Source organism: Halomonas sp. NYA30 (assembly GCF_976980765.1).
Genome location: NZ_OZ334477.1, coordinates 3,403,646 through 3,415,475 on the forward strand (window position 1 = coordinate 3,403,646; position 11,830 = coordinate 3,415,475).

General features: G+C 54.6%; 10 protein-coding genes. 3 read left to right on the forward strand and 7 right to left on the reverse strand.

Annotated features, from left to right (window positions below; all coding sequences use genetic code 11):
* Positions 1-52: 52 nt before the first annotated feature.
* Positions 53-1,162 carry an S-(hydroxymethyl)glutathione dehydrogenase/class III alcohol dehydrogenase gene (locus ACWI0H_RS15840; protein WP_485873932.1) on the reverse strand — a complete coding sequence of 370 codons (1,110 nt, stop codon included), beginning with the start codon at positions 1,160-1,162 and terminating at the stop codon, positions 53-55.
* Between the two features lie 45 nt (positions 1,163-1,207).
* A complete protein-coding gene (locus tag ACWI0H_RS15845) occupies positions 1,208-2,191 on the reverse strand; it encodes an MBL fold metallo-hydrolase (protein WP_485873933.1) in 984 nt (327 codons plus the stop codon).
* A 132-nt stretch (positions 2,192-2,323) separates the two neighbouring features.
* Here ACWI0H_RS15845 and ACWI0H_RS15850 point away from each other — a divergent pair, with 132 nt between their 5' ends.
* Entirely contained in the window at positions 2,324-3,220 is an 897-nt protein-coding gene (locus tag ACWI0H_RS15850; RefSeq protein WP_485873934.1) for a LysR family transcriptional regulator, read from the forward strand.
* An 11-nt stretch (positions 3,221-3,231) separates the two neighbouring features.
* Here ACWI0H_RS15850 and ACWI0H_RS15855 read toward each other — a convergent pair whose 3' ends face one another.
* Complete coding sequence (locus ACWI0H_RS15855; protein ID WP_101145234.1) at positions 3,232-4,599, reverse strand: L-serine ammonia-lyase; 1,368 nt, start codon at positions 4,597-4,599, stop codon at positions 3,232-3,234.
* Positions 4,600-4,787: 188 nt separating this feature from the next.
* Here ACWI0H_RS15855 and ACWI0H_RS15860 point away from each other — a divergent pair, with 188 nt between their 5' ends.
* Entirely contained in the window at positions 4,788-5,438 is a 651-nt protein-coding gene (locus ACWI0H_RS15860) for a hypothetical protein (RefSeq protein ID WP_298967565.1), read from the forward strand.
* Between the two features lie 112 nt (positions 5,439-5,550).
* Here ACWI0H_RS15860 and rpoD read toward each other — a convergent pair whose 3' ends face one another.
* The 3 genes from rpoD to rpsU form a co-directional block, all read right to left on the reverse strand.
* Positions 5,551-7,398 (reverse strand): RNA polymerase sigma factor RpoD, encoded by a 1,848-nt coding sequence (gene rpoD / locus ACWI0H_RS15865; protein ID WP_336274127.1) that lies wholly within the window; start codon positions 7,396-7,398, stop codon positions 5,551-5,553.
* Positions 7,399-7,623: 225 nt separating this feature from the next.
* Positions 7,624-9,474, reverse strand: a complete 1,851-nt coding sequence (dnaG, locus tag ACWI0H_RS15870; protein WP_485873935.1) for a DNA primase — start codon at positions 9,472-9,474, stop codon at positions 7,624-7,626.
* A gap of 267 nt (positions 9,475-9,741) precedes the next feature.
* Complete coding sequence (gene rpsU, locus ACWI0H_RS15875; protein ID WP_008956349.1) at positions 9,742-9,957, reverse strand: 30S ribosomal protein S21; 216 nt, start codon at positions 9,955-9,957, stop codon at positions 9,742-9,744.
* Between the two features lie 224 nt (positions 9,958-10,181).
* Here rpsU and tsaD point away from each other — a divergent pair, with 224 nt between their 5' ends.
* Entirely contained in the window at positions 10,182-11,237 is a 1,056-nt protein-coding gene (gene tsaD, locus ACWI0H_RS15880; protein ID WP_485873936.1) for a tRNA (adenosine(37)-N6)-threonylcarbamoyltransferase complex transferase subunit TsaD, read from the forward strand.
* A gap of 7 nt (positions 11,238-11,244) precedes the next feature.
* On the opposite strand, the gene plsY is transcribed toward tsaD, so the two are convergent.
* Positions 11,245-11,817: a glycerol-3-phosphate 1-O-acyltransferase PlsY gene (gene plsY, locus ACWI0H_RS15885; protein ID WP_339883525.1), complete on the reverse strand. Its 573-nt coding sequence runs from the start codon at positions 11,815-11,817 to the stop codon at positions 11,245-11,247.
* Between the last annotated feature and the right edge of the window lie 13 nt (positions 11,818-11,830).

Consider the following 11,830-nt stretch of genomic DNA (forward strand, 5'->3'; position numbering starts at 1 on the left):
GGTCTCCCCGCCGCGTTTTACACGTGCTAGCTATCAGTTTCAGCAATGATACTCAGTAATGCAGTACGGTACGAATGCTCTTACCCGCATGCAGTAAATCAAACGCTTCGTTGATCTTCTCAAACGGCATATCGTGGGTAATGAAGTCGTCGATATTGATCTCACCGTTCATATAACGATCAACGTAACCCGGTAGCTCGCTGCGCCCTTTGACGCCACCAAAGGCGGATCCTTTCCAGACGCGCCCGGTGACCAGTTGAAACGGCCGTGTCGAAATCTCTTCACCGGCCCCGGCGACACCAATCACGATCGATTCGCCCCAGCCTTTATGGCAGCACTCCAGCGCCGAACGCATCACGTTAACGTTGCCGATACACTCGAAGGAGTAGTCGACACCGCCATCGGTCATATCGACGATGACTTGCTGGATGGGGTCTGAGTACTCTTTCGGGTTCACGAAATCGGTAGCGCCAAACTGCTTGGCCAGCTCGGACTTATCGGCGTTAACGTCAATGGCGATAATCCGACCTGCTTTGGCCATCACCGCACCTTGAATAACAGCAAGACCAATCGCACCAAGGCCAAACACCGCCACCGTAGCGCCCGGCTCTACTTTGGCGGTATTCAGCACTGCACCGATGCCGGTAGTCACACCGCAGCCCAGCAGGCAGATTTTATCCATAGGGGCTTCTTTAGACACCACCGCTAGGGAGACTTCTGGCAACACCGTGTACTCGCTGAACGTAGAGGTGCCCATGTAGTGATGAAGCATCTTACCGTTTAGGGAGAACCGCGAGGTACCGTCAGGCATGACCCCCTTACCCTGGGTAGCGCGCACGCTGCCGCACAGGTTGGTTTTACCCGACAAACAGAACTTACACTTACCGCACTCGGCGGTGTAGAGCGGGATCACATGGTCGCCCGGCTTAAGGCTGGTAACGCCCTCGCCTACTTCTTGAACGACGCCGGCCCCTTCGTGACCCAATACTGCGGGGAAGTTACCTTCCGGATCAGCTCCAGAAAGCGTGTAGGCATCGGTATGACAGACGCTAGTCGCTGCCATTTTAACCAGTACTTCGCCCGCTTTTGGGCCTTCAACATCAATCTCAACTAATTCGAGCGGCTTACCCGCTTCTAGTGCAACAGCTGCGCGTGACTTCATTTCGGCTCCTCAATGTTCATTACTTCAACCACTATTACGAATGCGTTACTCGTCAGCTGCTACCGGGGCAAACTCAATTGGCAGCCAGCGATACCCTTGTTCATCTTCTATGATATGTCCAATACCAGGGAAAGGCATATGGGCACCGGCGATCCAGTGCTTATCTTCAACGGCGCTTTCGAGCACACTTTCCCGCGTGCGCACGGCCTGCTCTGGATTGGAATCAAACTCAATAGCCACCGTAGGGTCGGCAAACTGCACGCCGTAGCTGTGTACCACGTCACCCCATACCAGCATAGCGTCATCATCGCTATTGAGCATAAAGCTTGAGTGGCCAACGGTATGGCCATGAGTCTCTTGGGCCACAATGCCCATGAGCACTTCATCACCTGCTGTAAAGGGGTTGAAGCGACCCGCTTCCTGATAAGGCGCTACCGCGTCTTGGGCCATTTCAAAGAACGCTCGATTACCTTCGGGCGCCGCTGCCGCACGCTCCTCATCCAACCAAAAATCAGCATCGGCTTGGCTGGCACGTAACTCAGCGTTTGGGTAAACCGCCTCACCACTCTCATTGGCTAAACCGCACACATGATCCGGATGTAAATGGGTCATCAACACCGTGTCGACATCTTCTGGCGAATAGCCTGATGCGCGGAGGTTGCTCTCTACCTGACCAAGCGAGGGGCCAAAGCAGGCGGCAGACCCGGCATCGACCAGCACCAGATTCTCGCCAGTATGAATAAGAAAAGCATTAACCGCGGTTTGCATACCGCTTTCCGCATCAATAAATAGCGCATCCAGATGGCGAAGAATCTCTTCTTGCTCCATGCCTTTTAGCAAAGAAGTATCAATCGCTGTATGACCATCGTAGAGAGCAGTGACTTCATGCTCCCCAACCATCATACGAAACCAACCGGGAGCCTGCTCTTGCTGTTGCGTAGGTAGCTCTGCCTGAGCACTAGCGGCACAGCCAGCACTAATTGCAACGGCCAGCGCACCGCGCGACCACTGAGATAGGAATTTAGACATAAGCTATACACTCCATTGATACGCTAACGATGCGAGCAGTATAGGTCAGCTAGGCGCAGTAGATAAAGCGGGATACACTCATAAGATTATTGTCACTCAGCAACAATCGCCGTCGACCTAAGGAATTTCAACATGCAGCACTGGAGCCGTATCGAAGCGTTTGTCGAAGTAGTGCGTTTAGGCACGTTTTCTTCTGCAGCCCGCCACTTGAAAGTCTCTACCTCACATATCAGCCGCTTGGTCAGCCAGCTTGAAAACCAGTTGGGTGTACAGTTGCTGTATCGCACCACCCGCCAGATCCGCTTGACCGACGCGGGCGCTACCTATGTAGAGCACTGCCGCCACCTATTTGATGGGCTGCGCGATGCCGAGCAAGCACTGAGCGAACTCCAGGCCAAACCTAATGGGCTACTTAAACTTACCTCGGCCACGACCTTCGGCGAGCGCTTCATCGCCCCACTAGTTAATGACTTTCAGTGTTTGCATCCGCAGCTGGATGTACATATGCACTTCACTAATCGACCAGTGGAACTGATTGAAGAGGGCTACGATATTGCCATTCGGATGGGAGTGTTAAAGGATTCCACACTGATCGCTAGGCGCCTATGCGACCGGCGCGAATATATCGTCGGCTCGCAGGGCTATTTTCGCCAAGCGCCGCGCCCACATACCCTGGCTGAACTTAGCCAACATCGTTGCTTGATTGGCTCACGACCTAACTGGCTATTTGAAGTGAACGGCCAACGCCGGGAAGTGCGTGTCGAGGGGTGCTGGAGCGGTAATTCCGGTCCGGCGCTGTTAGATGCTGCTCGCAAAGGGCTGGGCTTGGCGCAGTTGCCGGACTACTACGTGGCCCCCTACTTAGCCAGCGGCGAGCTGATCGCCGTGCTGGAGCCTTTTCAGCATCACGATACCGCTGTGTGGGCGGTCTACCCCCGCCACCGCCATCTATCGCCTAAAATACGCCAGCTGGTAGATTATCTGGTTGCCAATATTGCCAGCGTCTTACCCAAGGACTCGCTTAGTTGAGAAATCGCTACTTAGCACTCAATAGCATTAACGGCGAGCCCACCTTTAGAGGTCTCCTTGTACTTATCCTGCATATCGCGACCGGTATCGCGCATGGTGCGAATCACTTTATCCAGCGATATAAAGTGCTCACCATCGCCATGCAGCGCCATACGCGCGGCATTAATGGCTTTGACGGAGGCGATCGCATTGCGCTCTATACAAGGCACTTGGACAAGGCCGCCCACCGGGTCGCAGGTTAACCCCAGATTATGCTCCAAGCCGATCTCAGCAGCGTTTTCCACTTGGCCCGGCGTGCCGCCCAGCACTTCGGCAAGCCCAGCGGCCGCCATTGCACAGGCGGAGCCCACCTCGCCTTGGCAGCCTACTTCAGCGCCCGAGATGGAAGCATTCTTTTTACACAAAATGCCGACTGCCCCGGCTGTGAGCAGAAAATCCACTACATCCGCCTCGCTAGCGTCGGGCTCAAATTTCAAATAGTACGCCAATACGGCTGGCACGATGCCCGCCGCCCCGTTAGTCGGTGCGGTGACCATCCTCCGCCCAGCGGCGTTCTCCTCGTTCACCGCCAGCGCAAATACATTGACCCAATCCATCACAGTAAAACTCGACACAATCAGGCGCTGATTTTCTGGCGGACTCAGTAATTGCTGATGCAAAGACTGCGCACGGCGGCGCACATTTAACCCTCCAGGCAAATGCCCTGTGGCACGCAGGCCATTGTCAATGCTGTCACTCATCGCTTGCCAAATAGTCAGCAGCTCTTCACGAATGGCCGATTCGCTACGCCAAGCCTTCTCGTTTTCAAGCATCAACTGACTAATGCGCAGTTGATGCTGCCGGCAGAGTGCGAGCAGCTCCTCCGCCGTATTAAAGGGATATGTCAGCGGCGTACTGTCCTCACCCACCTCGCCTTGATCCGCCTTGGCCTGATCAACATAGAAGCCGCCGCCTAGTGAGTAATATGTGTTCGTCGCTATCAGTGTGCCATGGCAGTAAGCGCTCAACACCATGGCATTAGGATGAAACGGCAGGCAGGTTTCATCCCACTCCACATCGCTGCCAACCTCAAAGGCGATTTGCTGGCCATTGGCAAGCAACAGTGGTTCGCTCTCATCAAGTTGTTTTAATCGCGATGCAATAGTGTCGGGGTCGATGCTTTCGGGCGCCTCCCCCATCAGTCCCATGATCACCGCTTGATCAGTACCGTGACCCACGCCGGTGGCGGCCAGTGAGCCATGAAGTCTTACCACGACTCGCGTGACGGAGGCGTCTTCGAGCGCCATGGCAAAATCACGCGCAGCGCGCATCGGCCCGACCGTATGGGAACTGGAGGGTCCAATACCAATACGAAAAAGATCAAACACACTAATAGCCATGCCGATACTCCCTCACAACGTTGTTATTGCCTGCCCATTTAACACTTTGCAGGGGCGATGACCAAACGTCGAGCGAATAACCACAATATCGACGTGCGAACACAGAAGTGTGACGATATAATGAACATTCACCCCTGCATGTTTGCATATGCACGTTACGACGCTGCTTACCCACAATGGATGTCGGTATGTCTTCTTCACCTCCCTGGCCAATAGGGTTTCAAACTATTTTAATACGTGCAGTGTTATACGTATTTTTCATTGGGGCAATTGCCCAAGGCGCCTATCTTGAAGCGCTCTATCTTCCCTCAGTGCGGTTTTCTGAATTGGGTTTTACCGAGTTTACGCAAACACTCGTGCTGGCCACCTGCTGCGCCATGCTGCTTTATATTCGCCAGGTGCTTAGGGTATGGCCCACCGTCAGCCTGCTGCTACTCGCGTTTGTAGCGGCCTCACTGGTGCGCGAGCAAGATCATTTCCTGGATAACTATGTCGCTGATAACACTTGGAAAGTGCTAGTAGCGCTGATCATTTTCCCAGCACTCTTTTGGGTGGTTAAGCAACGTAATCGCTTCCTCGTTGAGTTTGCCCATTACAGCAATACTTTCGCCTTTGGCTTGTTTACAGCGGGCGTACTGACCACGTATATCTTCTCGCGCCTGTATGGCCGGCAAGAGTTTTGGCAATTAATACTCGAAGATAGCTATTCAGGCACCTTTAAGAGTGTCGCTGAAGAAGTCGTGGAGCTTCTCGGTTACAGCTTGATTTTGATCGCCACACTGGAGCTGCTGCTGTTGGCTCGGCGCATTTATAAGACACAACGCCAAACGCCTGCATAACGCTTTCTATTGGCAGACCCATTACACTAGACCAAACATAAAAAAGCCCGCCGTTCAGTGAACGGCGGGCTTTTTAGGTCTTAGCCACTATTTAGGTATTAGCAGCTATCGATCACTCATCAAGGAATGAACGCAGCGGCTCAGAGCGGCTGGGGTGACGCAGCTTACGCAACGCTTTGGCTTCAATCTGACGGATTCGCTCACGCGTCACGTCAAACTGCTTGCCTACCTCTTCCAACGTATGGTCGGTATTCATATCGATACCAAAACGCATACGCAGCACTTTTGCTTCGCGTGCAGTCAAGCCACCTAATACGTTACGCGTCGCTTCGATAAGGCCTTCACCGGTGGCCATATCGATCGGCAGCAGCATGGTGCCATCTTCGATAAAGTCGCCCAGGTGTGAATCATCATCGTCACCAATCGGCGTCTCCATGGAGATCGGCTCTTTGGCGATTTTGAGCACCTTGCGTACTTTGTCTTCGGGCATTTCCAAGCGTTCGCCGAGCTCTTCCGGCGTCGGCTCACGACCCATTTCCTGCAGCATTTGACGCGAAACGCGATTGAGCTTGTTGATGGTCTCAATCATATGCACCGGAATACGAATGGTGCGCGCCTGATCAGCAATCGAACGGGTGATTGCCTGACGAATCCACCACGTGGCATAGGTCGAGAACTTGTAGCCACGGCGGTATTCGAACTTGTCGACCGCTTTCATCAGACCGATGTTGCCTTCCTGAATGAGATCCAGGAACTGCAAACCACGGTTGGTGTACTTCTTGGCAATCGAGATAACCAAGCGCAAGTTAGCTTCAACCATCTCTTTCTTGGCGCGACGCGCTTTCGCTTCGCCAATGGAGAGCTTGCGGTTTACCTCTTTGAGATCGGCAACCGAGAGCTGCACCATGTCTTCTTCAAAGGCGATCTTGCGCTGGGCACGAGCGATATCGGCGCGCAGCGGCTCAAGACGGTCAGCGTACTTGCTCTGCGCTGCCTGAAAATCATCCAGCCACGTTTTGCGTGACTCGTTACCCGGAAACGACTTGATAAAGGTTTTGCGCGGCACCTTGGCTTTTTTCACGCACAGCTGCATGACCGCTTTTTCCTGGGCACGCACTTGCTCGACACTGATACGCACTTGGCCAACCAGGCGCTCAAAGTGCTTGGGGACCAGCTTGATCGGCGAGAAAAGCACGGCTAGACGAGTCTGCTCGGCCTTTAGCTCGGCACTACCGCGACCATGCTTGGCAAACGCCGCTTCGACTAAAGCGTTCTGCTCGCGAATCTGCTCAAAACGCGCACGCGCTTCTTCGGGATCCGGACCGCCTTCGCTGGCGGTGGAGTCCTCGTCTTCTTCATCATCACTATCAACGTCGTCGTCAATCTCGGGCTCGGGTTCCGGCTCAGGCACTTCGGCCTCTGCTACACCAGGAATACCTTCATCCGGGTCGATGAAACCAGAAAATAGATCCGAAAGACGCCCCGGCGCTTCTTCATCCTGGGTAGCGTCGTAGGCGTCTAGAATAGACGCGACGGCACCCGGCAAATAGGCCAGAGACGACATCACTTCACGGGTGCCCTCTTCGATCCGCTTGGCGATTTCAATTTCGCCTTCACGGGTAAGAAGCTCAACCGTGCCCATTTCACGCATGTACATGCGGACGGGGTCAGTGGTGCGGCCTACATCGCTTTCCACGGCGGCAAGGGCCGCTACGGCCTCTTCCGCAGCGGACTCGTCCGTGGATTGATCCGACATCATCAAAGTGTCTTCATCTGGCGCTTCTTCAGCGACACTTATACCCATGTCGTTGATCATGCCAATGATGTCTTCCACTTGATCCGGGTCGGCGATATCCTCGGGTAGATGGTCGTTGACCTCGGCATAGGTCAGGTAGCCCTGTTCCTTGCCGCGTGCGATCAACTCCTTCAGACGCGACTGCTGCTGCGCATTTCCAGCCATAGAAACCCTATCTCGACGAAGAAGAATGAAACACCTGGAGCGCTGAATCGATTAAACTCAACAAGCCGTACAGTATAGCGTAAAAAGCAGGAAATTTTCCAGCTCGACGTATTTGCGCGGTCATTCAGGTGTGTTAGGTTGTTCGGTTAGGCCAACGCTCGGTGGCTGACCTTATATTTGGTGTTGATACGGCAGGAATTCAACCCCATCGCTCAAAACACCGCCTTATTGGCGCTGTGCAAGCTCCATTACCAAGCTTGCCAAACGCTGGCGCTGCTCCTTATCTAACTTTTGTCCGGCGCGCTCCTGCGCCAGCAACGCTGCGTACTCCTCTTGCGGAGAACGCTGACGCTGAACATGCTGCAGATGTTCCACCCAGCCATTCAGCTCTGCTTCCCTATCTGCCTTTGGAATCAACAATTCGCGCTTAGCGAAGGCTGCCAAAGCTTGCCCCTGCTGACTGCCCTGAAAATGCGCCAACACCACCTGCGGACTGCGGTAACGCCCTGCTTTGAGCAGTTCAACCAGCTCTCGGCATAGCGGCGTATCGTCATCCTCTGGCAACCACTCCAAATGATCAGGCAGCGCTGAAACCAAATTAGGCTCATGCAGCAGAAGCTGAACAATACGCCCGACAGGAGAAAGCACCTGAGAGCGGGAACGCGATGGCTGAGTAGACGCCAATTTGACCGCGCTGGGACTTCCTGAAGTCGAGTCAGTCTCACCCTGCTCCAGCTCCCCTTGCGCCAGATGGCGCTGTGCCGCTTGGGTACGCTTTTCTAGCAATACTTTCAACTGCTCTTGCGCCAACCCACTACGCTGCGCCAAGGACTCAAGCAGTAGTGATTTGAGCATGCCATCAGGCACTTTGTTCAATGCTTCAAGCACCTGGCTGGCAAATCGCTCGCGCCCTTCCACCGTATTTAAGTCGCGTCCTTGGGCCGCCTGCTCGAACAGAAACTCCGACAGCGGCATGGCACAGGTGACGCGATCCTGAAACGCCTGGGTGCCTTCACGGCGCACCAGAGTATCCGGGTCGTCACCTTCCGGCAGAAACAGAAAGCGCGCTTCACGGCCATCGATCATTTGCGGCAACGCGGTTTCCAACGCCCGGCTAGCTGCCTGCCTTCCCGCACGGTCGCCGTCAAAACAGAACACCACACGACTCACCAGTCGAAACAGGCGGGTCAAATGGTCTTCCGTAGTGGCGGTACCCAGCGTCGCCACGGCGTTATAAATACCGAATTGCGCCAGCGCCACCACATCCATATAGCCTTCGACCATAACAAGTTGCTCAAGCTTGCTAGAGGCTTGGCGCGCCTCATACAGGCCGTAAAGCTCACGGCCTTTGTGGAACACGGGTGTTTCCGGCGAGTTGAGGTATTTGGGCTGATCATCACCCATTACCCGCCCGCCGAACGCAATCGTACGCCCACGTAAATCACGAATCGGAAACATGACCCGATCCCGAAAGCGGTCATAGGTACGCCCGGTATCTTCACGATGAATCAGCAGGCCATACTCCACCTGAACCGGCTCACCAATACCACGCTCGCTGAGATGCTGCTTCAGCGCCTCCCAACCCGCTGGGGCATAGCCAATGCCGTAGGTCTTGATCACCTCATCCGAGAGCCCACGCCCCGCCAAATAACGCTGGGCGGGCTGCCCTTCCTGCATCTTCAATCGCTCACGATAAAAACTGGCGGCGAGTTCGAGCAGGTTAACGCCCTCTTTGCGCTTCTTTTCGCGTTGCTGAGCACGTGGGTCGTCAGCGCCTTCGCGAGGCACCTCAATACCCAAGCGCCCGGCCAACTGCTCTACTGCTTCGGGAAATGGCAGCTTGTCGTACTCCATCAAGAAGCGTAGTGCATTCCCATTAGCGCCACAGCCAAAGCAGTGATAAAACTGCTTATCCGCGCTGACGGTAAACGACGGGGTCTTTTCTTGATGAAAGGGACATAGCCCGGAGTAGTTACGGCCGGCTTTTTTAAGCTGCACACGCTCACCGACCACCTCAACCACATCAACGCGGCCTAACAGGTCATCAATGAAACGCTGTGGAATTTGGCCTGCCATGAACTACGGGCATCCTCGCGCAAAGCGCTAACTTTCGAGACTGTTTTTAAAAGCCCTGTTTTTAAAATCTGTTTTCAAAACCAGTTTTTAAAAACACTGCCTAAGGTCATCAGACCCATTACCAGATCAGATCATCATAAACAGCGACGGTCTTAACCAACGAAAGCATTAAAAACGACAGTCAAAAACAAACGGCCACCTAGTGGCGGCCGCTTGGCATCCCTCTTGAGACGACCAGCTAATTGCTCCGGCCCCCTCGGGTACGGATCAATAGAGCCGTTCGAAACGCTTTTGCTCACGCTGGACTTTCTTAGCGTGGCGTTTTACGGCAGCTGCCGCTTTGCGTTTACGCTCAGCAGTCGGCTTCTCATAGTGCTCGCGGCGGCGTACTTCAGAAAGAACACCGGCTTTTTCGCAAGAACGCTTGAAGCGACGCAGGGCGACGTCAAACGGCTCGTTATCACGTACTTTTACAGAAGGCATTAAGCACTCACCTACCTTAAGGAGTCTTGAGTTCGGATAGTACGTACACTGCGATATTGCGGTTCAGAATACAGTGTACGACCCAGTTTTACAGCGCACAGTAGTCTAGTCGCCGTTGGCCATCTTTGCAAATGCTTACGCTCGTTTGCAGCGACAATGCTAGACTACTGACCTTGTGATTTTCACCTTTATATTTTTGCACATCCTTTGAGAGTCCCTTATTTATGCGTGTTCTGGGCATTGAGACATCCTGCGACGAAACGGGCGTTGCGCTTTATGACACTTCGCTAACCGGCGGCAAAGGGCTGCTTGCCGACGCGCTTTACAGTCAAATCGCCATGCACGCCGAATTTGGTGGTGTGGTACCCGAACTCGCTTCTCGCGATCACACCCGAAAACTGCTACCGCTGATTGAGCAGGTGCTCAGCGATGCCAAGCTAACGCGTCACGACCTGGACGGCATTACTTATACCGCTGGCCCGGGCTTAGTCGGTGCATTAATGGTGGGCGCCAGCACCGCCCACGGCATGGCACGAGCGTTAAACATCCCCGTGCTCGGTGTACACCATATGGAAGGCCATTTACTGGCACCGATGCTGGAAGACGAGCCCCCCGAGTTCCCTTTCGTGGCGCTGCTGGTATCCGGTGGCCATACCCAGTTGGTCGAAGTGCAAGGGCTAGGTCGCTATCAGCTGCTCGGCGAATCGGTGGATGACGCCGCGGGTGAAGCGTTTGATAAAGCTGCCAAAATGCTGGGCTTGGCCTATCCAGGCGGGCCTCAAGTCGCCAAACTGGCGGAACAAGGGGATCCCAAGCGTTTTCGCTTCCCACGCCCGATGACCGACCGTCCAGGGCTCGATTTTAGTTTTTCCGGCTTAAAAACCCACACCATGACCGCCATTCGCCAATTGGAGGCAGCTGGTGAACTCGACGACCAAGCACGTGCCGACGTAGCCCGCGCCTTTGAAGAAGCCGTGGTTGATACGCTGGTCATTAAGTGCCGTAGAGCACTGGATCAAACCGGTTTGAAACGTTTAGTGGTGGCGGGTGGGGTTAGTGCCAATCATCGCCTGCGCGAACGACTACACGTTGAGTGTAAAAAACGCCATGCCCGCGCCTACTACCCACGCGGGCGCTTCTGCACCGACAATGGCGCCATGATTGCCTATGTAGGCGCTCAACGCTTGGCAGCAGGCGAGTGCGACACCTACGGCATAATGCAGGCAACCCCCCGTTGGCCGCTGGATCAACTGACACCCCCGGTTGCCGCTGATAGCTAGCTGCGCTCTAGGAGCCGCGAAACGGCGGCTCTTCACCGCGTCGAAGTCGACGAATATTGAGCCCGTGGCGGGCCAGCACCAGCAGGCTGAAGCCGCCGACCACCATAAAATACGCAGGCGCTAGCCAAGCGCATATAAGCGGCGCCACCAAAGCACTGGCTAGTGATGCCATCGCCGCCGTCTTTAGCCGCCACGCCAGTAGCGCCCAAATGACGGCGCTTAATAGCGCCACATTGGGCACCAATATCAGCAGTACACCAAACGCGCTGGCAACTGCCTTTCCGCCACGAAAGTGATGCCATAAGGGAAAACTGTGTCCAAGCAGCACGGCCAGCCCAACCAGCCCTTGCAACCATACTGGGCAGTTCATAAGCTTGGCCCCTAAAACAGCGGGCATGGCTTTTAAGGCATCTAGCAGCAGAGTAACGGCCGCCAAACGGGGGCCATAAAGGCGCAATACGTTAGAAAACCCAGGGTTAAACGAGCCATGTTGGCGTGGGTCACCCACACCCGCTAGGCGGCAAACGCTCAGCGCTGCCAACCAACTGCCGCTTAAATAACCCACTACTATCCATTCCATGGCGCTCTGCTCG